At 63.9% G+C, this 23,708-nt stretch carries 3 protein-coding genes; all 3 read right to left on the bottom strand.

Features of this window, described 5'->3' with window-relative positions; all coding sequences use genetic code 11:
* Window positions 1–4 precede the first annotated feature (4 nt).
* From HU719_RS21100 to HU719_RS21090, 3 genes are read right to left on the bottom strand one after another with little or no spacing between them, the layout of a single operon-like run.
* Window positions 5–3,358: a non-ribosomal peptide synthetase gene (locus tag HU719_RS21100; RefSeq protein ID WP_217843723.1), complete on the bottom strand. Its 3,354-nt coding sequence runs from the start codon at window positions 3,356–3,358 to the stop codon at window positions 5–7.
* On the bottom strand, window positions 3,359–15,715 hold the full coding sequence (locus tag HU719_RS21095) for a non-ribosomal peptide synthase/polyketide synthase (protein ID WP_217843722.1): 12,357 nt from the start codon (window positions 15,713–15,715) through the stop codon (window positions 3,359–3,361). It lies immediately after the preceding gene.
* A complete protein-coding gene (locus HU719_RS21090; protein ID WP_217843721.1) occupies window positions 15,708–23,498 on the bottom strand; it encodes a non-ribosomal peptide synthetase in 7,791 nt (2,596 codons plus the stop codon). The genes HU719_RS21095 and HU719_RS21090 overlap by 8 nt, the downstream gene beginning before the upstream one ends.
* Between the last annotated feature and the right edge of the window lie 210 nt (window positions 23,499–23,708).

The raw sequence follows: 23,708 nt of genomic DNA, 5'->3' as shown, positions 1-23,708 counted from the left end.
CTCGCTAGGAAATTAGCTCTTCAAGCTCACCTCCAGATAAACGTTTGAGGGCCTCTAAAGATTTAGCCAATTCGTCTTCGATAGACTGGCCGCCAGCCTTGAGCTGCGCGGCCTGCTCGCAGAAGGTGGCGAGGTTGACTGCGGTGAACAGCTGTTTGAGTGGCATGTCGAGGTTAAGCCGTTCACGCAAGCGTACGATGACCTGGGTGGCGAGCAATGAATGACCGCCAAGGCTGAAGAAGTCATCGTCAAGCCCAACGCGCTCGACTTGCAGTACCTCTTGCCAGATAGCTGCAATGCGCTGCTCCAGCTCAGTTCGCGGCGCCACATAGCTGGCCTGTGCCTGGCTGACGTCCGGGCGCGGCAGCGCCTTGCGCTCCAGCTTGCCGTTCGGGCTCAGCGGCAGCGCGTCAAGCAGCACCCAGTGGCTGGGCACCATGTAGTCCGGCAGGTGGGTCAGCAGGCTGCCCCTGAGGACCTCGCGCAGACCTTCCGGGTCGACCCCTTGCTGCGGCACCAGGTAGGCCACCAGCTGCTGGCTGCCCAGGATCTCGACCGCCAGCACCACCGCTTCACGCACCTGCGGCTGTTCCATCAGCCGCGCTTCGATTTCACCCAGCTCGATACGCAACCCGCGAATCTTCACCTGATGGTCGATGCGCCCCGCGTATTCGATGACCCCATCGGCACGCTGGCGGGCCAGGTCGCCCGTGCGGTACAGGCGCTCGCCACAACCGAACGGGCTGGTGGCAAAGCGCTCGGCCGTCAGCCCAGGGCGGCGGTGGTAACCGCGCGCCAGGCCTTCACCGCCCAGGTACAGCTCGCCAATCACGCCGGTTGGGACTGGGTTCAGCTCGCTGTCCAGCACGTAGGTGGCAAGGTTGGCGATGGGCTGGCCAATCGGCACGGTGTCGGCGCCTTCTTCGCGGCAGGTCCAGTGGGTGACGTCGATGGCGGCCTCGGTTGGGCCGTACAGGTTGTACAGGCCTGCCTGCGGCAGCTTGGCGAAGACCTGTTGCTGGGCGTCCACCGGCAGCGCTTCACCACTGCAAACGATGCGTTTGAGGCCCGTGCAGTTGCTCACCCCAGCGTCGGTCAGGAAGGCCTGCAGCATCGAAGGTACGAAGTGCAGCGTGGTGACCTGGTACTGCTGAATCAGCTCAACGAGCCTCGCCGGGTCGCGGTGATCGCCTGGGCCGGCAACGGCCAGGCGTGCGCCGGTCATCAGCGGCCAGAAGAATTCCCATACCGACACGTCGAAGCTGAACGGGGTCTTTTGCAGCACGGTGTCACTGCCATCCAGCCCGTAGGCCTGCTGCATCCAGCACAAGCGGTTGGTCAGCGCGCTGTGGCGGTTGCCGGCGCCCTTGGGCTTGCCGGTGGAGCCGGAGGTGTAGATCACGTAGGCCAGGTTTTCCGGGGCGACGGTGATGTTTGGGTTGGTCGTTGGGTAGGCGCTCAGGTCCAACTGGTCCAAGGCGAGTAACTTGAGGCCAGCCGGCATCGGCAGGCTCAGGTGGCTCTGGGTCAGCAGCAGTTCGATACCGCTGTCTTCGAACATGTACGCCAATCGCTCGGCTGGCAGCTCTGGGTCAAGCGGCACGTAGGCACCGCCGGCCTTGAGCACTGCCAGCAAGCCAACCACCATTTCGATGCTGCGCTCGGCTGCGATGCCAACCAGTACATCAGGGCCAACGCCCTGCCCGACGAGGTGATGGGCGAGCTGGTTGGCGCGGGCATCCAGCTCGGCGTAGCTCAGGCGAACATCGCCAAAGACCAGCGCCTCGGCCTGTGGCGTGCGCTGGACCTGTGCCTCGATCAGCCGTTGTACTGGCGTATCCAGCGGGTATTCGGTAGCGGTGGCGTTCCAGCCGAGCAATGCCTGCTCGCGCTCTTCGGGCTCAAGCATCGGCAACTCTGCCAACGCCTGGGCAGGATCAGCAACGATGCTGCCCAACAGGTTGCACCAGTGCCGGCCCATGCGCGTGATGCGTTCTTCATCGAACAGATCGCAGGCGTAGGTCAGCGCAGCCGTCACGCCTTCATCGGCCTCGAAAGTCTCCAGCGTGAGGTCGAATTGGCTGCTTTTCACCTCCCAATCAACGGCACTCACTGCGATCGCCGCCAAAGACTGGCTGGACTGACTCCCGCGCGACTGGCTCTGGTGATTGAACATCACCTGGAACAACGGGCTATGGCTCAGGCTGCGTTCGGGTTGCAAAGCCTCGACCAACTGCTCGAAGGGCAGATCTTGATGGGCCTGAGCCCCCAGCGCACCGTCCTTGACCTGGCTAAGCAGCAGCTCGAAGCCCTGCGCCGGGTCGAGCTGGGCACGGTGCACCTGAGTATTGACAAAAAAACCGATCAAGCCGCGCGTCTCGCTGCGGTTACGATTGGCTACAGGTACTCCGACGCACAGATCTTGCTGGCCACTGTAGCGATAGAGCAGCACCTCAAAGGACGCCAGCAGCGCCATGAACAGCGTCGCCCCCTGGCGCCTGGCAAGTTCTCCGAGCGCCGCTACAGTCGCCGGTGGCAGCGCGATGTCCACCCGGCGCCCGGCACTGCTTCTCAGCGCAGGGCGCGGGCGATCCCCGGGCAACTCCAGCAGCGGTTGGTCGGCACGCAGGCGCGCGGTCCAGTAAGCCAACTGCCGAGCCTGCTCGCCCGCTTGCATCCAGGCGCGTTGCCACAATGCGTAGTCGGCGTACTGAACCGCCAGCTCAGCGAACAGCGGCTCGCGCCCTTCGCTGAAGGCCGCGTAACCCTGAATCAGCTCATCAACCATGACCTGCATCGACCAGCCGTCGGAGACGATGTGATGCAAGGTCATGGCCAGCACGTGATCGTCATCATTCAGGCGCAGCAACTTCAAACGTAGCAGCGGGCCTCTACGCAAATCGAACGGGCGCAGCCCCTCACCCTCGACGAACGCCCTGATCTGAGCACTCTGCTCGCCCGACACCGCCGCCTGCACCTCGATCGGCGCCACTGCGGCGGGGCCTACGATCTGCCAGGCACCCTGGCTGTCTTCATCGAAAAGCGTGCGCAAACTCTCATGCCGGCCTACCAGAGCTTCGACACTGCGCTGCAGCGCTACGATATGCAGGGGGCCTCGCAGCCGCAGGGTCACTGGCAAGTTGTAGGCGACGCCTTCGGGTTCCATCTGCCAGATGAACCATTGGCGCTGCTGGGCGAACGACAACGGTAACCGCGTGAACTCTGCGCGCATCGCCGGGATAGGCAGCTGCGCAAGGCTCATGCCCTTGCTGGCAAGTTTTTCGTAGAACGCCTTGCGCTGGTGCTCCGGCAGGCGGATGAAGCGCTGTACCAGCGCCAGGTTGTCCATCACGCTCATTCAGTCAGCCTCCAGTTCGGCCATGAAATCGAACATCTCGCTCAAATCGTCCTCGCTATGTGTCGTCAGGGTGTTGGCCACAGCCTCGGCGTACTCGGCCAGGGAGCCCGTGGCGAACAGCAGCTCCAAGGCCACCTCGCCGCCGAGTGCCAATTGCAGTTGTGCGGTGGCTTGGGTGGCCAACAGGGAGTGCCCTCCCAATTCGAAGAAGTTATCGCCCAGCCCTACCCGCTCAAGCTTGAGCACCTCACGCCACACCGCAGCGACTATCTGTTGCAGCTCGGTCTGCGCAGCCACGTAGGACTCACCAGCCTGCGGACTGTCGGGTGCAGGCAGGGCCTTGCGGTCGAGCTTGCCATTTGGGGTCAGCGGGAAGCGTTCGAGGAACACGAACTGGCTGGGTACCATGTAGCCCGGCAACTGGCGTTTGAGCGCAACACGGATGGCGTCGCGCTGTTGCTGCTGCAGCGGGCCGGGGTGGGCCGCCGCCGGGTCTTCGGACAGCAGATAACCGACCAGCTGCGGCCCGTTGCCACCATCACGCGCAACCACAACGGCCTCTCGCACACCAGCAAGCCCCTGCAGGCTGGCCTCGACCTCGCCCAATTCGATACGGAAACCGCGAATCTTCACCTGGTGATCGATGCGCCCCAGGTAGTCGACCACACCATCAGCGCGCTGCCGCACCAGGTCTCCACTGCGGTAAACGCGGGCGCCACAGCCGAATGGGTCTGGCACGAAGCGCTCGGCAGTCAGCCCCGGACGGTCCAGATAGCCGCGTGCGACGCCGCTACCCCCCAGATAAAGCTCGCCGGGTACGCCGACTGGCAGCAGGTCGAGGTCACTATCCAGGACTTGGGCGCTACGCTCGCCAATGCGGGTGCCGATAGGGGCATAGGCAGCGCCGCAGCAGGCCTCGCGACCGGCTTTCCAGATCAGTGGAGTGACCACCGTCTCGGTAGGCCCGTAGCCGTTGATGATGAAGCGCGGACGCAGCGCACGCCGCGCCAGTTCGAAGCTGGCATTGGGCACCGCGTCGCCACCGAAGCAGTACACCCTGACCGGCGGCGGATTGCCATCGCGCTCGGCATGCTCGGCCAACTGCAGCAGATACAGCGGCGGGAAGGCTGCCACGGTGACGCCAAAGCGGTGCATCTGCTCGTAGGTTTTCTGCGGGGTCCACAGGCTATCGTCGCGAATCAGCAAGCTGCCACCGTGGGTCAGGCTAGTCAGCCAGCGCTCATGGGCACCGTCGAAGGCGAACGACATGAAGTGCAGTTCGCAATCCTCTGCCGTCATCTCGTAGCGCTCACCGATTGCCTGGCAGTGCATGGCCAGTGGCCCATGCTCAACCGCGACTCCCTTGGGTTGGCCGGTCGAACCGGAGGTATAAATGATGTAGGCCAATTGCCCGGCACGGACTGTGACCGCAGGTAGGCCCTGCGGCTGGGCAGCAAGGTCGAGGTGGTCCGGATGCAGCAGCGCCAGGCCTTGCGGTATCGGCAAGCCTTCAAGCCGGGAATCGCACAACAGCAGCACCATGCTGGAGTCTGCCATCAGGTAGGCGAGCCGCTGCGCCGGGTACTCTGGGTCCAAGGGCACATAGGCGGCGCCGGCCTTGTGCACAGCAAGCAGGCAGACAATCAGCCCGGCACCGCGAGGCATGGCCACGCCGACTCGATCCTCGGCCTTGATACCACGGGCCACCAATGCATGGGCCAGGGCGTTGGCACGGGCATCAAGCTCTGCATAGGTAACGCTTCCATCAGCCGCATGCAGGGCGATGGCATCCGGGGTGCGCTCAGCCCATTGCGCTATGCGTTCGTGGACCAGCGGCAGATCAGGCGCGCACGGAGCCCAGCGTTGCAGCAGTTGCTCTCGCTCGCCTGCAGGCAGCAAAGCAAGTTCGCCCAGGGCGCGCGTGCCGTCCTCGCACAACTGCGCCAGCAAGTGCAGTAAATGCCGGTTGAGTTGCTCGACCGTAGCACTGTCGAACAGACGCGGGTCGTGGCTGTATTGCATGTGCAGGGTTTGCCCAAGGTTCAGCGCAAGAACCAGCGGGTAGTTGGTCTGCTCATGGTTGGCCAGCAGGGTAAAACGAGGGCCTTGCGAGCCGGCCTGGGCCAGGGCTGCGGAGACTGGATAATTCTCGAACACAAGCAAGCTGTCGAACAGCGCCTGAGCGCCCTGCCCGGCCCAGCGCTGCACTTCATACAGCGGTGTGTGCTCGTGCTCGCGCAGGTCCAGGTTGCTGGCCTGCAATCCGCGCAGGAACTCCCCCACGCCCGTCTGTGCAGAGGGGCTGGCGATAACCGGCAGGGTGTTGATGAACAGACCGATCTGCTCCATGGCTCCGCGCACTTGCACCGGGCGTCCAGCCACGGTGGCGCCGAAGCAAACCGTGGCATGCCCGGTGTAGCGCTGTAGCAACAGCAGCCAGGCTGCCTGGATCAACGTGTTGACGGTCACCTGCTGGCTGCGGGCGAATGCCTGTAGACGGCCACTGTGACCGGCGTCCAGCTCTACCATCAAGCTCTGCTGCGCAGCGCCTTGGGTTGTGGCTGGGGGCACACTAAAGGCATCGGCCAGGCGGGTTGGCGACTCCAACGCACGTAACTGAGCCTTCCAGAACGCTTCGGTGGCCTGCGTATCGCGGCCTTGCAGCCAGGCGATGTAGTCCCGGTAACGCCCGGCGCTACGCTGCGGCGGTTGCCCAGCATAGTGTTGCAGTACTTCGGCGAACAGGCGCGAAACGCTCCAGCCGTCCATGAGTATGTGATGGCAGGTATAGATCAACTGGTGCCGATCGTCGCCAGTGCGCACCAGCATCAGCCGTAGCAAAGGCGCCTGGTCCAAGGCAAAGCCCTGGGCGCGATCCTCGGCGGCGAGCGCATCAAGCTCGCCAAGCAGGTCTGCACGCCCACGCCAATCAAGCTGGCGAACCGGCAATGGGCAGCCCCGCAGCACCATCTGCAGCGGCCGTTCGAGCTCGCCCTGCCACAGGAAAGCGCTGCGCAGGCTTTCATGGCTATCAAGTGCAGCTTGCCATGCCTGGATGAAGCGTTCGGGGTCGAGGCCATCGACATCGAGCCGCATCTGGTTGATGTAGTCGCCGGCGGCCTTTTGGTACAGCGTGTGGAACAGCATGCCTTGCTGCATTGGAGAAAGCGGGAACAAATCCTCCACGCGCGGCAATGGCAGGGCAAGACGGTCCAGGGCAGCCTGATCGAGCCCGGCCAGTGGAAAGTCAGACGGTGTTACTCCATGCACACCCGGTTGCAGGCAATGCATGACCAGCGCTGTCAACGTGCGCTCGTAATCGGCCGCCAGTGCGGCGATGGTCGTCTCATCGAACATCGCCGCACTGAAGGTCCAGGCCAGGCTCAGTTCCGCACCTTGCACGCCGCCTTCGATATTCAGCCAATTGGCCAGCGGTGCCGCAGCCGATAGCTCATCGCCTCGGCCCTCCACCGCCAGGTTGAACATCCCGTCGGCGCGGTTGAAGCTAGCATCGAACTGCCCCAGGTAGTTGAAGGTAATGCGTGGCACGGCAAGCCCAGCCAGTGCCTGACGGGCAGGCGCATCGCCAAGGTAGCGTACGGCAGCGAAGTCCAGGCCATTGCCTGGCAAGGCACGCAGTTGCTGCTTGATTTGCTTGATCGTGGCAGGCAGTTGCTCCGCCACGCTGAGCCGTACCGGAAACAGGCTGGTGAACCAACCGACAGTTCGAGAAAGGTCGAGCGCCTCATCCGGTGCTTCACGGCCATGGCCTTCGAGTTGCACAAGCACATCCTGGCGCCCGGTCCAGCGCGCAATTACCTGGGCCAATGCGGTCAGCAGCAGGTCATTGACCTGGGTGCGATAGCTGCCGGGCGCATCCTGCAACAGGCTGCGGGTAATCAGGGCATCGAAGCGTGACACGCAGGTCCGCGCCTGATGCCGCTGCGCGGTGGTTACCGCGTGGTCGCGTGGCAGGTCGCCATCCACACCGTCCAGCAAGCCTTGCCAATGCTTCAGAACGGCGGGTTGGGCATCCCGAGCATGTTGTTTCAGGTGCTCGCCCCATTGACGCAATGAGGTGGTGCGCGCCGGCAGGCCGGGCGCCTGGCCCCGTGACAGCTGCTGGCAGAGCAGTTGCAGATCTTGCAACAGGATACGCCAGGAGACGCCATCGACTACCAGATGGTGCGCGACCAGCAGCAGCCGCTGCTCACCGTCCTTCAGGTTCGCCAGCAGTGCCTTGAACAACGGCCCTTCGCCCAAGTCGAGACTGCGTTGCAGCGCATCCGCATGGCACGCCAGTTCGTCCGGCGCATCCAGCGTCACACAAGCAAGGCTCGCGGCAGGGCCCGGTGCGGCGCAACGCGCCTGCCATTGGCCATCAGCTTCGCTGAAACGCAGGCGCAAGGCGTCATGCTGTAGCAGCAAAACATCCAGAGCCTGTTGCAACACCGGCAATTGCAGTGCAGTGACTGGGGTGAGCAGCACCGACTGATTCCAGTGATGGCGCTCAGGGATGGCAGTGTCAAAGAAGGCTTGCTGGAACGGCAGTAATGGCGTGGCCCCCGTCAGCGGCCCCTGCTCCACCTGGGTGACGCTGCCGTCACGCAGCGCGACCTGTGCCAGCGCATGGACCGTGGGGTATTCGAACAGCGCCTTGGGAGAGAAGCGTATCCCGTGCTGACGCGCCCGGCTGACCAGTTGAATGGATACGATCGAATCACCACCGAGCTCAAAGAAGTTGTCGCGGCTGCCTACGCAGTCGACTTGCAGAACGTCCTGCCAGATGGCAGCAAGGTCCAGCTCCATATCGTCTTGCGGCGCCACATAGCTGGCTTGCGCCTGGCTGACGTCCGGGCGCGGCAGCGCCTTGCGCTCCAGCTTGCCGTTCGGGCTCAGCGGCAGCGCGTCAAGCAGCACCCAGTGGCTGGGCACCATGTAGTCCGGCAGGTGGGTCAGCAGGCTGCCCCTGAGGACCTCGCGCAGACCTTCCGGGTCGACCCCTTGCTGCGGCACCAGGTAGGCCACCAGCTGCTGGCTGCCCAGGATCTCGACCGCCAACACTACAGCTTCGCGCACCTGCGGCTGTTCCATCAGCCGTGCTTCGATTTCGCCCAGCTCGATACGCAACCCGCGGATTTTCACCTGATGGTCGATGCGCCCTGCGTATTCGATGACCCCATCGGCGCGCTGGCGGGCCAGGTCGCCCGTGCGGTACAGCCGCTCGCCACGGCCGAACGGGCTGGTGGCAAAGCGCTCGGCCGTCAGCCCAGGGCGGCGGTGGTAACCGCGCGCCAGACCTTCACCGCCCAGGTACAGCTCGCCAATCACGCCGGTCGGCACCGGGTTCAGCTCGCTGTCCAGCACGTAGGTGGCAAGGTTGGCGATGGGCTGGCCAATCGGCACGGTGTCGGCGCCTTCTTCGCGGCAGGTCCAGTGGGTGACGTCGATGGCGGCCTCGGTTGGGCCGTACAGGTTGTACAGGCCTGCCTGCGGCAGCTTGGCGAAGACCTGTTGCTGGGCGTCCACCGGCAGCGCTTCACCACTGCAAACGATGCGTTTGAGGCCCGTGCAGTTGCTCACCCCAGCGTCGGTCAGGAAGGCCTGCAGCATCGAAGGTACGAAGTGCAGCGTGGTGACCTGGTACTGCTGAATCAGCTCAACGAGCCTCGCCGGGTCGCGGTGATCGCCTGGGCCGGCAACGGCCAGGCGTGCGCCGGTCATCAGCGGCCAGAAGAATTCCCATACCGACACGTCGAAGCTGAACGGGGTCTTTTGCAGCACGGTGTCACTGCCATCCAGCCCGTAGGCCTGCTGCATCCAGCACAAGCGGTTGGTCAGCGCGCTGTGGCGGTTGCCGGCGCCCTTGGGCTTGCCGGTGGAGCCGGAGGTGTAGATCACGTAGGCCAGGTTTTCCGGGGCGACGGTGATGTTCGGGTTGGTCGCTGGGTAGGCGCTCAGGTCCAACTGGTCCAAAGCAAGTAACTTGAGGCCAGCCGGCATCGGCAGGCTCAGGTGGCTCTGGGTCAGCAGCAGTTCGATACCGCTGTCTTCGAACATGTACGCCAATCGCTCGGCTGGCAGCTCTGGGTCAAGCGGCACGTAGGCACCGCCGGCCTTGAGCACTGCCAGCAAGCCAACCACCATTTCGATGCTGCGCTCGGCGGCGATGCCGACCAGTACATCAGGGCCAACGCCCTGCCCGACGAGGTGATGGGCAAGCTGGTTGGCGCGGGCATCCAGCTCGGCGTAGCTCAGGCGAACATCGCCAAAGACCAGCGCCTCGGCCTGTGGCGTGCGCTGGACCTGTGCCTCGATCAGCCGTTGTACTGGCGTATCCAGCGGGTATTCGGTAGCGGTGGCGTTCCAGCCGAGCAATGCCTGCTGGCGTTCATCGGCCGCCAGCATGACGACATCGCGCAAGCAGGCCTGAGGAGCCTCAGCTAAGGCGGCCAGCAATTGCGTCATGTGGCGGTTTATCTGGACGATGGCTTGCTCATCGAAGGCCTGGTGGGCAAAGCGATAATGCAAAGTCAGGGTCTGTGCCAGGCTTACCGAGAGCGCCAACGGGAAGTTGGTCTGTTCGTGATTGTAGACCTCGCCGAACTCAAGCCCGGCAGGCGCTTCGCGCAGGGCGTCAGCTACCGGATAGTTTTCGAACACCAGCAACGTATCGAACAGCCCTTCATTGGCCTGCCCTGCCAAGCGCTGGATGTCCGCAAGTGGCGTGTACTCGTGCTCGCGGGACGCTAGGTTGGCAGCCTGCAGCGCCTGTAGCCATTGCGCCACTGGCTGGGCAAGGTCAACCTCGGCGACCACTGGCAAGGTGTTGATGAACAGGCCGACCTGCTGCTCGATCCCCCTGAGCTCGAGCGGGCGGCCAGCGACAGTCGCGCCAAAAGCAACACAGGCCTGCCCGGTGTAACGCTGCAACAGCAACAGCCAGGCGCCTTGCGCCAGGGTGTTGAGGGTTATCTTGTGTTCGCGGGCCATGCTGGCCAGACGTTGCGTGCTCACGGCGTCGATGGCCTGAGTCAATTCGCCCTGACCCATCGGCAACTCGCCGCGCCGCGTTGGCAAGGCTCGGGCCAGCAAGGTCGATTGCTTCAAGGCAGCCAATTGCTGCTGCCAGAACGTTTGGCTGGACTGCTGATCCTGGCGCTGCAACCATTCGATGTAGTCGCGATAGCGCCCGGCAGTGCGTTCAGGTACTTGGCCGGCATAGCGCTGTAGCACCTCGCCGAGCAGTCGAGCATTGCTCCAGCCATCCATCAACAGGTGATGATGGGTGTATATCAAATGGTGGTGGTCATCCCCGGTTCGTACCAGCAGCACACGCAGAAGCGGCGGGCAGGCGAGGTCGAAGCCTTTTTCCAACTCGGCCGCAGCCAGTGCGTCGAGCGCCTGCTGGGGATCGGTATGCAGCGGCAGTTCGCAGCAGTCAAACGGCACCTTCACGCGTTTGAGCACCGCCTGCAGCGGCTGCGGCAAGCCTTCCCAAAGAAAACCGGTGCGCAGCAGAGCCTGATCCTGGCAGGCGTATTGCCAGGCTTGGGCAAAGCGCTCAGGGTCAAGCCCGGCGATATCAACGCGCATCTGGTTGAGATAGTCACCGCCTCCCGGCTCATACAAGCTGTGGAACAGCATGCCGTGCTGCATCGGGGATAGCGGATAGAGGTCTTCAAGCTGCGCAGCCGCGACCGGCAGTGCATCCAGCGCGGCTTGGTCAAGCTCGGCCAAAGGCACGTCAGAGGGCGTCAGGCCCTGGTTATCCGGCACCAGGCAGTGCTCGACCAGCGAGCGCAACTGCGCACCGTACTCATCGGCCAAAGCTTGCATCGTCGACGGTTCGAACTGCGCGGCGCTGAAAGTCCAGGCCATGTCGAATTCACCGCCATACACCTGGCCGTCGAGGCTCAGGTCACTGCTAAGCGGCGCCTGCGGGCTCTGTTCGGCGCCTGCTGCCTCGCCACTGGGCAAAAACAACCCCTCACCCTGCGCCTGGAAGCTGTTGTCGAACTGGCCCAGGTAGTTGAAGGTGATGCGCGGCATCGGCAGGGTGGCCAGTTGCTGGCGCAACTTCGGCTCGCCCAGGTAACGCAGTGCAGCAAAACCCACGCCCTTGTCGGGCACAGCGCGTAGCTGTTCCTTGATCGCTTTGATCGAGCAGCCGAGGTCAGCCTGGGGCGTCAATTTCAGCGGGTAGAGGCTGGTAAACCAACCCACCGTACGGGTGAGATCGATGCCGTCGAAGATATCCTCGCGTCCATGGCCTTCCAGTTGCACATGGGCCGAAGGGGTGCCGGCCCAGCGCGTCAGCACGCGTGCCAGCGCAGTCAACAGCAGGTCGTTGACCTGGGTCCGGTAGGCCGCAGGCGCCTCCTGCAGCAATTGCCGAGTCAGTGTTGCATCCAGGCGGGTATGTACTACACAGGCATCACGACGCAAGCCGATGACGCCCTGCCGGGCGCCGGGCAGGGCGCTAGCTACGCCGTCGAGCTGCGCGCGCCAATAGTCAAGCTCGCGCGTAGGCAGCACTTCGCGGGCATGATCGTGCAGCAGTGCAGCCCAGGTCTGAACCGAATGACTGCGCGGGGCCAAGGTGGCGCCGCGATAAAGCTGTTCCAGGTCCTCAAGCAGGATGCGCCAAGACACCCCATCTATTGCCAGGTGGTGAACGACCAGCAGCAGGCGCTGCTCACCTGTTGGCAGGTGGGCGAGCACCGCCCGCAACAGCGGCCCTTGAGCCAGCTCCAGGCTTGCTTGTGCTCGCTCTGCCAACTGTTGCAACGCAGCAAGATCGGCCACCGGCGCCTGCCACAATAGCGAGGTGTCGACCTGCGCCGTGGCAAAGTGCGCGTGCCAACCATCGCCTGCTTCGCTGAAGCGCAGACGCAGCGCATCGTGGTGCTGCACCAACTTCTGCAATGCAGCGTCCAGGCGAGCCGCGTCAACGGGTTGAGTGGTTTTGAGCAATACCGACTGGTTCCAGTGGTGACGCTCGGGGATAGCGGTGTCGAAGAACCAGCCCTGCAACGGCAGCAGGTGCGCAGGCCCATTCAGCGGTTGCTGGTCAATCTGTACTGCCGCTTCTTCCAAGCGTGCCACCCCAGCAAGTGCCTGCACCGTTTGGTGCTGGAACAACTGTTTTGGAGTGAAGCGGATGCCGGCCTGACGTGCCCGGCTGACCAACTGCATGGAGATGATCGAGTCGCCGCCCAGCTCGAAGAAGTTATCGGCAAGGCTCACGCGTTCGCGCTTGAGAACTTCTTCCCAGACTGCCGCGATACGTTGCTCCAGTTCACTTTGTGGCGCCACATAGCTGGCTTGCGCCTGGCTGACGTCCGGGCGCGGCAGCGCCTTGCGCTCCAGCTTGCCGTTCGGGCTCAGCGGCAGCGCGTCAAGCAGCACCCAGTGGCTGGGCACCATGTAGTCCGGCAGGTGGGTCAGCAGGCTGCCCCTGAGGACCTCGCGCAGGCCTTCGGGGTCGGCCCCTTGCTGCGGCACCAGGTAGGCCACCAGCTGCTGGCTGCCCAGGATCTCGACCGCCAACACTACAGCTTCGCGCACCTGCGGCTGTTCCATCAGCCGTGCTTCGATTTCACCCAGTTCGATACGCAACCCGCGAATCTTCACCTGATGGTCGATGCGCCCCGCGTATTCGATGACCCCATCGGCGCGCTGGCGCGCCAGGTCGCCCGTGCGGTACAGGCGCTCGCCACGGCCGAACGGGCTGGTGGCAAAGCGCTCGGCCGTCAGCCCAGGGCGGCGGTGGTAACCGCGCGCCAGGCCTTCACCGCCCAGGTACAGCTCGCCAATCACGCCGGTTGGGACTGGGTTCAGCTCGCTGTCCAGCACGTAGGTGGCAAGGTTGGCGATGGGCTGGCCAATCGGCACGGTGTCGGCGCCTTCTTCGCGGCAGGTCCAGTGGGTGACGTCGATGGCGGCCTCGGTTGGGCCGTACAGGTTGTACAGGCCTGCCTGCGGCAGCTTGGCGAAGACCTGTTGCTGGGCGTCCACCGGCAGCGCTTCACCACTGCAAACGATGCGTTTGAGGCCCGTGCAGTTGCTCACTCCAGCATCGGTCAGGAAGGCCTGCAGCATCGAAGGTACGAAGTGCAGCGTGGTGACCTGGTACTGCTGAATCAGCTCAACGAGCCTCGCCGGGTCGCGGTGATCGCCTGGGCCGGCAACGGCCAGCCGGGCGCCGGTCATCAGCGGCCAGAAGAATTCCCATACCGACACGTCGAAGCTGAACGGGGTCTTTTGCAGCACGGTGTCACTGTTATCCAGCCCGTAAGCCTGCTGCATCCAGCACAGCCGGTTGGTCAGCGCGCTGTGGCGGTTGCCGGCGCCCTTGGGCTTACCGGTGGAGCCGGAGGTGTAGATCACGTAGGCCAGGTTTTCCGGGGCTACGGTGATGTTCGGGTTGGTCGTTGGGTAGGTACTCAGGTCCAACTGGTCCAAAGCAAGTAACTTGAGGCCAGCCGGCATCGGCAGGCTCAGGTGGCTCTGGGTCAGCAGCAGTCCGATCCCGCTGTCTTCGAACATGTATGCCAAACGCTCGGCTGGCAGCTCTGGGTCAAGCGGCACGTAGGCACCACCGGCCTTGAGCACTGCCAACAAACCAACCACCATTTCGATGCTGCGCTCGGCGGCGATGCCGACCAGTACATCAGGGCCAACGCCCTGCCCGACGAGGTGATGGGCAAGCTGGTTGGCGCGGGCATCCAGCTCGGCGTAGCTCAGACGAACATCGCCAAAGACCAGCGCCTCGGCCTGCGGCGTGCGCTGGACCTGTGCCTCGATCAGCCGTTGTACTGGCGTATCCAGCGGGTATTCGGTAGCGGTGGCGTTCCAGCCGAGCAATGCCTGCTGGCGTTCATCGGTATCAAGCATCGGCAACTGATCTATACGCCCATGCGGATTATCGACAATGCTATGCAACAGGTTCAGCCAATGACTTGCAAGCCGCTCGATACGGTTCGCCTCGAACAGGTCGGTGGCATAAATCAGCACCGCGCTGAAGCCGTCGCGCAGGTCATAGGTTTCCAGCGCCAGGTCAAGCTGTGCGGTGCGGTTATCCAGACGCAACGCCTCGGCCTGCAGGCCTGGCAATTGCTGACCTACTCGGTCGGCGTTAGCATGCTGGTGGTTGTACATAACCTGGAACAACGGGTTTATGGCCAGGCTGCGCTCTGGTTGCAGGGCCTCCACCAGTTGTTCGAACGGCAGGTCCTGATGCGCCTGAGCGCCAAGGGCCATCTCCCGAACCTGTTCGAGAAATTCGTCGAAGCGCAGGCCCTGGGTGATTTGTGCGCGCATGATCTGCGTGTTGACGAACAAGCCAATCAGTGATTCGGTTTCCAGACGATTGCGGTTGGCGTTGGGCACCCCAACACGAATGTCGTCATGGCCGCTGTAGCGATGCAGCAGCACCTGAAAGGACGCCAGTAGCAGCATGAACGGCGTCACATCACGGGCCTGCGCCAACTGGCGTAGCGCCTCGCTCAGTTTGCCGGGCAGTGCGACCTCCAGCCGTGCGCCCCGATAACTCTGGCGCGGGGGGCGGGGGTGGTCGGTTGGCAACTCCAACACCGGGAGCTCTCGGCCCAACGCCGTCGTCCACCATGCCAGTTGGCGCTCGCGCTCACCTGATTCCATCCACTCGCGTTGCCAGCTGGCATAGTCGCCGTACTGGATACAGGGTGCGACAAGCTCAGGTTTGGCATTGTTGGCAAATGCGCTGTAGCCGCCCAGCAATTGCTCGACCAACACGTTCATCGACCAACCATCGGTGATCAGATGGTGCAGAGACAGCAGCAACAGATGGTCGTCATCGCCCAGACGCACCAGGCGCACCCGCCACAGCGGGCCCGCGGTCAGATCGAAGGGCATAGCAAGCTCCGCGCCAAGGCACGCGTTGACCTTGTCGTCGCGCTCAGCCAGCGGCAATGTGCAGTCTTCAAACTCCAGCACTGCGACGCCATCCTCGTCGAAGCGCTGATGCACTTCGCCGTCAGTCTCGTCCAAGCGTGTGCGCAGGCTGGCCTGTTGCTGGCTCAACCACTTCAGGCTGTTGCTCAACGCCTGAATATCAAGGGCTCCGCGCAGGCGCAAGGCTGCAGGAATATTGTAGGCACAGCCCTCTGGCTCAAGCTGCCAAAGAAACCACTGGCGCTGCTGGGCATAGGACAACGGTGTAGCGCTGCCCTCGACGGCCGGCACAATAGGCAAGCGTGCGACGTCGACGCCCATCTGTTGCAGGCGAGTGAACAATAGCCGGCGCTTGCCGCTGTCCAGCCCTCTGATCCGGCTGACCAGTTCTTCGGTGCGAGCGGGCCCTTGCTTATGCATTGTGTTCCTCCAGTTCGTCGAGCACGCCAAAAATCAGGTCGAGCTCTGCTTCACGATCGTCGGTGATCGTCGTTGCCTGTATGTAGTTCGCCTGCGCATCGAGGGTGCGCAATGCCTGAATGTCCTTGAGCTGCATCTCGCAGCTGAACGCTGCGCGCAGGCGTGACTGCACCATCACCAACTGCAGCGAATGGCCACCCAGTTCGAAGAAATCGTCGTCCAGGCCAACCTGCTCGACCTGCAACACTTCCTGCCAGATCGCAGCCAGGCGGATTTGCACATCGCTGGCAGGGGCGCGGTAGGTTCCACGTGCCGCTGCCGCCTCTGGCGCTGGCAGGGCGCGGCGTTCAAGCTTGCCGTTTGGGCTCAGTGGCATCTGCGCAAGCCAGACCCAGTGGCTAGGCACCATGTAGTCCGGCAAGCTGGCACTGAGTTGCGCCTTGAGGGTGTCGCGCAGCGCCGGTTCGCCCGCGCCCTGCTCAACCGGTACCACGTAACCGACCAGTTGCAGGCTGCCGGCAAGCTCCACGGCCAGCACCACCGCTTCACGCACCTGCGGCTGTTCCATCAGCCGCGCTTCGATTTCACCCAGCTCGATACGCAACCCGCGAATCTTCACCTGATGGTCGATGCGCCCCGCGTATTCGATGACCCCATCGGCACGCTGGCGGGCCAGGTCGCCCGTGCGGTACAGGCGCTCGCCACAACCGAACGGGCTGGTGGCAAAGCGCTCGGCCGTCAGCCCAGGGCGGCGGTGGTAACCGCGCGCCAGGCCTTCACCGCCCAGGTACAGCTCGCCAATCACGCCGGTTGGGACTGGGTTCAGCTCGCTGTCCAGCACGTAGGTGGCAAGGTTGGCGATGGGCTGGCCAATCGGCACGGTGTCGGCGCCTTCTTCGCGGCAGGTCCAGTGGGTGACGTCGATGGCGGCCTCGGTTGGGCCGTACAGGTTGTACAGGCCTGCCTGCGGCAGCTTGGCGAAGACCTGTTGCTGGGCGTCCACCGGCAGCGCTTCACCACTGCAAACGATGCGTTTGAGGCCCGTGCAGTTGCTCACCCCAGCGTCGGTCAGGAAGGCCTGCAGCATCGAAGGTACGAAGTGCAGCGTGGTGACCTGGTACTGCTGAATCAGCTCAACGAGCCTCGCCGGGTCGCGGTGATCGCCTGGGCCGGCAACGGCCAGGCGTGCGCCGGTCATCAGCGGCCAGAAGAATTCCCATACCGACACGTCGAAGCTGAACGGGGTCTTTTGCAGCACGGTGTCACTGCCATCCAGCCCGTAGGCCTGCTGCATCCAGCACAAGCGGTTGGTCAGCGCGCTGTGGCGGTTGCCGGCGCCCTTGGGCTTGCCGGTGGAGCCGGAGGTGTAGATCACGTAGGCCAGGTTTTCCGGGGCGACGGTGATGTTTGGGTTGGTCGTTGGGTAGGCGCTCAGGTCCAACTGGTCCAAGGCGAGTAACTTGAGGCCAGCCGGCATCGGCAGGCTCAGGTGGCTCTGGGTCAGCAGCAGTTCGATACCGCTGTCTTCGAACATGTACGCCAATCGCTCGGCTGGCAGCTCTGGGTCAAGCGGCACGTAGGCACCGCCGGCCTTGAGCACTGCCAGCAAGCCAACCACCATTTCGATGCTGCGCTCGGCGGCGATGCCGACCAGTACATCAGGGCCAACGCCCTGCCCGACGAGGTGATGGGCAAGCTGGTTGGCGCGGGCATCCAGCTCGGCGTAGCTCAGGCGAACATCGCCAAAGACCAGCGCCTCGGCCTGCGGTGTGCGCTGGACCTGCGCCTCGATCAGCCGTTGTACTGGCGTATCCAGCGGGTATTCGGTAGCTGTGGCGTTGAAGCCTCGCAACTGGCGCATCTCCTCGGTCGCCAGCAGGCTGAGGGTGCCCAGCGGTTGCAGCGGCTGCGCACAAAAAGCGTCCAGCAATTGCTGCAGATGAACGGCCAGACGCGCGACGGCGGCGTCATCGAACTGGGCACGGTCGTAGCTCAGGTGAAGCTCCAGGCCAGTGCCCTGCCCCACCGCCAGGGTCAGCGGGTAGTGCGTGTGCTCGCGATGCTCAAGGCCTGCGAAGCGCACCTGCGACCCCGCCTGGCCGAGGGCCTCGGCGACCGGGTAGTTGTCAAACACCACCAACGTGTCGAACAGGGCCTCGCCACCCTGGCCATGCCAGCGCTGCACCTCGGCAAGCGGTGTGTGCTCATGCTCGCGCAGGCTCAGGTTCAACGCCTGCACCTGCTGCAACCACTGCGCAACGGTATGGCTGCCGTCGGGCCTGGCGATCACAGGCAAGGTGTTGATGAACAGTCCGATCTGCTGCTCGACGCCCGCCAACTGCGCCGGACGCCCGGCCACGGTGGCGCCGAAGCAGACAGCGGCCTGCCCGGTATAGCGCTGCAACAGCAGCAGCCAGGCAGCTTGTACCAGCGTATTGAGGGTCACCTTGTGGTTCCGGGCAACATGCTCGAGGCGCTGCAACGCCGAAGCGGGCAGCCGCTGGTAGTGATCGCCAAAACCCCCGCCCGGTGCGCAACGCGGCAAAGCCAGCGCCAGGCGGGTTGGGCTGTCGAGCACGGCCAACTGCGTGCGCCAGAACGCTTCGCTGCCAGCAGTACCTTGGGCTTGCAGCCAGGCAATGTAGTCCCGGAAACGTCCTGGAGCGGCCGCGACCTCCTGGCCCTGGTAACGTTGCAGCACCTCGCCCAGCAACTGAGCGTTGCTCCAACCGTCCAGCAACACATGGTGGTGGGTGTAAATGAGTTGGCAGCGCACATCGCTCAGACGCACCAGAAGCACTCGCAGCAGCGGCGGCTGGCGCAGGTCGAAACCGCGCTGGCGTTCCTGCTCGGCCAGCGCCTGCAGCGCAGCCTCGGTCCCGCTGCCCTCGCGCCAGTCCAGGTAACTGAACGGCAGTTCGGCCGTGCGCTGCACCACCTGCAACGGATGCTCTAGCGCACCCTCCCAGACGAAGCCAGTGCGCAGAATGTCGTGGGCATCCAGCGAAGCCTGCCAGGCGGCACGGAACCGCTCGACATCGACACCATCGACCTGAACGCAAAGCTGATTGATGTAGCTGCCGCTTAGCGGGTCGATCAAGCTGTGGAACAACATGCCCTGCTGCATCGGTGACAGCCCATACACGTCAGCCACTTGCGCCAGGGGCAAGGCAAGGGCATCGAGCCCGGCCTGATCGATATGCGCCAGTGGGAAGTCCGAGGGGGTTGCCTGCGGCGCGGGCAGCGCGCAGCAATGCGCGACCAACGCTTGCAAGCGCGCCTCGAAACACTGCTGCAAACGGGCAATGCTCGCCTGCTGATACATCTGCCCACTAAAGCCGAACTGCAACGCCAGTTCGGCGCCATACACCTGGCCTTCCACCGTCAGCCAGTTGGCCAGCGGCGCATCGGCGTCCTGGGCCCCGCCGCTGCTCTCGACGGCAGGCTCCCACAGGGCACGTTCATCGAACTGCTGGTCGAACTGGCCCAGGTAGTTGAAGGTGATGCGCGGTGCAGACATCGCGGCTAATGCCGCGCGCTGCTCGGGGCTGCCCAGCTGGCTCAGCAGACCGTGCCCCAGGCCCTTGTTCGGCACCCCGCGCAGCTGTTCCTTGATGATCTTGAGCGCCGCACCCGGTTCGGCGACTGGGGTCAGGCGCACCGGGAACAGCGTGGTGAACCAACCCACCGTGCGCGACAGGTCGGTATCTTCGAACACCTCCTCACGGCCATGGCCTTCGAGCTGCACCAATACCTCGGCCTGCCCACTCCAGTCGGCCACAGCCTGGGCCAGGGCGGTCAACAGCAGGTCGTTGACCTGGGTGCGATAGGCGGCGGGCGCCTGTTGCAACAACTGGCGAGTGAAAGTGGCGTCAAAACGGCTCTCCAGCTTGCACCCATGGCGGTTAGTGGCCTGCCCATGGGGGTTGTCGCAGGGCAGCTCGGCAGAGACGCGCTGCGCGCGCCAGTAATCCAACTCATCGGCATGATGCGCCGCCAGCGCTGGCAGGCGCGCAGCCCAAGCCTGCCAGGCACTGGTCTTGGGCGGCAGCGGCTGCTGCTGATAGGCCAGTTGCAGATCTTCAAGCAACATACGCCACGACACACCATCAACTACCAAGTGGTGAATGACCAGCAGCAAGCGCTGAGAGCCGTCGGGCAGTTGCGCCAGTACAGCACGCAACAGCGGGCCATGGGCCAGGTCCAGGCTCTGCTGGGTCGCCTGACACAGCTCGGCCAGCGCCTGTTCGTTGGCCACCGACTGCTGGCTGAACACCTCGCCCGCATCGCCGTGCCAAGCCTGCCACTGGCCCTGTTGCTCACTGAAGCGCAGGCGCAAGGCATCGTGCTGTTGCAGCACCTGCGCCACCGCCGCCGCCAGGCGCTGCCCGTCCAGCGGCTGGCGCGGCATCAGCAGCACTGACTGGTTCCAGTGTGCGCGTACCGGCACGGGTTGATCGAAGAACTGGCGCTGAATCGGGCTGAGCACTGCCTGGCCAGTGACCTGCCCCTGCTCGGCGGCAACCGCCAGCACCTGCCCAGCAGCTGCGGCCAAGCTTCGCACCGTCTGGTACTGGAACAGGTCACGCGGACTGAACTGCAAACCTAGGCGGCGAGCGCGGCTGACCACCTGAATGGCGATGATCGAGTCGCCGCCCAGCTCGAAGAAATTGTCATCAATGCCCACTTGGGCAAGCCCAAGCACCTGCGCCCACACCTCGGCAAGCTGGCGCTGAGCCTCATCCACCGGGGCGGCATACACCTCACGCGCAGCCGCCTCGGGCTGCGGCAGGGCTTTACGGTCGAGCTTGCCGTTGGGCGTCAGCGGCAAACGGTCAAGCGCAATCAGGTGGGTCGGCACCATGAACTCGGGCAACGCCAGCAATAGCCAGTCCTTGAGCACTTGCTGTTGCAGATCATGGGGATGGTTGAGGACCAGGTAGCCAACCAGCTGCTTGCCGTCCACAGCCAGCACAACCGCCTCGCGCACGCTCGGATGCTGGGCCAGACGCGCCTCGATTTCGCCCAACTCGATACGCAGGCCGCGGATCTTCACCTGGTGATCAAAGCGCCCCAGGTACTCGATCACCCCGTTGCGGCGCTGCCGCACTCGGTCGCCGGTGCGGTACAGGCGCTCGCCACTGCCGTATGGGTCGGCAACGAAGCGCTCTGCGGTGAGCCCCGGACGGCGGTGATAACCCCGCGCAAGGCCAACGCCACCCAGATACAACTCACCCGCAACCCCGGGCGCCACAGGCTCCAGGCCGGCGTCGAGCACATAGGTGCGCAGGTTGGCGATAGGCTGGCCAATCGGCACGCTGTCGCGGTTTTCGTCGCGGCAGGTCCAGTGGGTCACGTCGATGGCCGCCTCAGTGGGGCCATACAAGTTGTACAGCCCTGCGCCCGGCAGCCTGGCAAAGACATGCTGCTGAGCGTCCACCGGCAGCGCCTCGCCGCTGCACACCACGCGGCGCAGGCTGGTACAGCCAGCAACGCCTGGCTCATGAATGAACGCCTGCAGCATTGATGGCACGAAGTGCAAGGTTGTGACCTGATAGCGCTGGATGCTGGCAATCAGTTGCGCAGGGTCGCGGTGTTCGCCCGGCGCGGCCACCGCCAGACGGGCGCCGGTCATCAGCGGCCAGAAGAATTCCCACACCGACACATCGAAACTGAACGGCGTTTTTTGCAGCACGGTATCGCTGCAGTCCAGCCCATAGGCCTGCTGCATCCAGCACAAGCGGTTGGTCAGCGCCCGATGGCTGTTGCCAGCGCCTTTGGGGCGACCGGTTGAGCCGGAGGTGTAGATCACATAAGCCAACTGCCCGGGGTCGACCGCAAGGCCAAGTGCCGTGGCCGGCTGCTCAACCAGCACCAACGTGTCCAGGGCAATACAGCGCACACCCGCCGGTACGGCAATTTCGGGAATCAGCGCCTGCTGGGTCAACAGCAGTTGGATGCCACTGTCCTCGACCATATAGGCCAGGCGCTCCTTGGGGTATTCCGGGTCTAGTGGCGCGTAGGCCGCGCCGGCCTTGAGAATAGCCAACAGGCCCACGACCATTTCCACGCTGCGCTGCACGCTGATGCCTACCAGGCCATCCGCGCAGACGCCTTGGGCACGCAGGTAATGGGCCAGGCGGTTGGCCTCGGCGTCCAGCTCGGCGTAACTCAGGCGGCGTTCGCCGAACACCAGTGCGCAGGCGTCCGGGGTGAGTTGCACCTGATCTTCGATCAACTGGTGTACCGCCCGCTGCAACGGGTAGTCCGTGGCCGTTGCATTCCAGCCATGGAGCACCGCCGCAAGCGTTTCGGCATCAAGCATCGGTAACTGCTGCAGAGCCCGCTGCGGCTGCTCGACCAGCCCACGCAGCAAGGTTTGCCAATGCCCGGCCATGGCTTCGATGGTGGCCACATCGAAAAGGTCGCAGGCATAGGTGAACGCTGCGTGCAGCACACCACCGCGCTCGAAAGTATCCAGGCTCAGGTCAAACTGCGTGGTGCGGCTGCGCCACTCCAGCGGCGCCAGCTCAAGATCGGCCGCAAGCGTCACTGCCGCCAGATCGGCGACTTGCGGCTGGTGGTTGTACATCACCTGGAACAGCGGCGCGTGGGCCAGGCTGCGCTCGACCTGCAGGGCATCGACCAAACGCTCGAACGGCAGGTCCTGATGCGCCTGGGCACCTAGTACGGTCTGGCGCACAGCCTGCAGGTAGGCCATCACATCGGTTTGCGTATCGGGCTGCAGGCGTAGCACCTGGGTGTTGACGAAGAGCCCGATCAGGCCTTCGATTTCGTTACGATTGCGGTTGGCCACCGGGCTTCCGATGCGCAGGTCGGCCTGGCCGGTATAACGCTGCAGCAGCAGGCCAAAGCCACCCAGCAGCAGCATGAACAGCGTCAGGTTGTGCTGACGGGCAAAGCTTCGCAGTTGCTCAGCCAAAGCAGGATCGAGCGCAAACTCGAGACGGTTGCCGCGAAAACTCGGCGTGGCCGGGCGCAGGTGATCCAGCGGCAGCTCAAGCACGGGCTGCTCGGCGCCCAACGTAGCCTGCCAATAGCCGAGTTGGCGCTCCAGCTCGCCGGCTTCAAGCCAGCGCCGCTGCCACAGCGCGTAGTCGACGTACTGGATCGGCAATTCCGGCAACTGCGGCTGGCGGCCACCAGCAAAGGCGTCATAGCAATGGCTGAACTCCTCGATCAGCACGTTCATCGACCAACCATCGGAAACGATGTGGTGCAGGGTGAGCAGCAGCACATGCTCCTGCTCAGCCAGTTGCAGCAGTCGGACACGCAGCAACGGGCCGCGCTCCAGGTCGAAGGGGCGCTGCGATTCTGCTAGCACTTCGTCTTGCACATGCTGCTCACGTGCGCTGCCATCGAGCTCGCGCAGATCGACCCGCTGAATGTGCACAGGCCCCGGCTGGCGCACCTGGGCAAGCCGCTCATCGGCCTGGAGCTGGAACACGCAGGCCAGGGCCTGATGACGCTCAAGCAGCGTTGCGAAGGCCTTTTCGAGCGCCGCTGGGTCAAGACGCCCAGTGAGCCGCACCGCCCCCGGCAGATTGTAGGCGCCGCTTTGCGGGTCAAGCTGCCAAAGCACCCACATGCGCTGCTGGGCAAAAGACGGCGCCATGCGGTCTTCGGCCTGCACCCCGGCCGGAATCGGAAACTGGGAAAAGTCCACGCCCTCCCTCGCCAGGCTTTCAAGGAACACGCGACGCTTTTCCAGCGGCAGTTCAATGAAACGACGAGCCAGTTGCAGGGACTTTTCGGCATTCATTCAGGTTGCTTCCGTACAAGTGAGGTACCACGGGCAGTGCCCGGCTATCCCTACGAAACGGATACAAGTTGCAAAAAATTAACCCTACGACGTGCGGGCATGCGGGCCCGCCGACAACCTTGAAACATTTGCTTGCATTTAACCTTGCAGGTTTCTCATTCTCATTCGTCTTAATTAGTGCAGCCTTCTCGGTTGAGCCGATGCTCGACC

The sequence above is a fragment of the Pseudomonas farsensis genome (assembly GCF_014268805.2).
GTDB lineage: Bacteria > Pseudomonadota > Gammaproteobacteria > Pseudomonadales > Pseudomonadaceae > Aquipseudomonas > Aquipseudomonas farsensis.
This window is presented reverse-complemented; position numbering and strand designations above follow the sequence as displayed.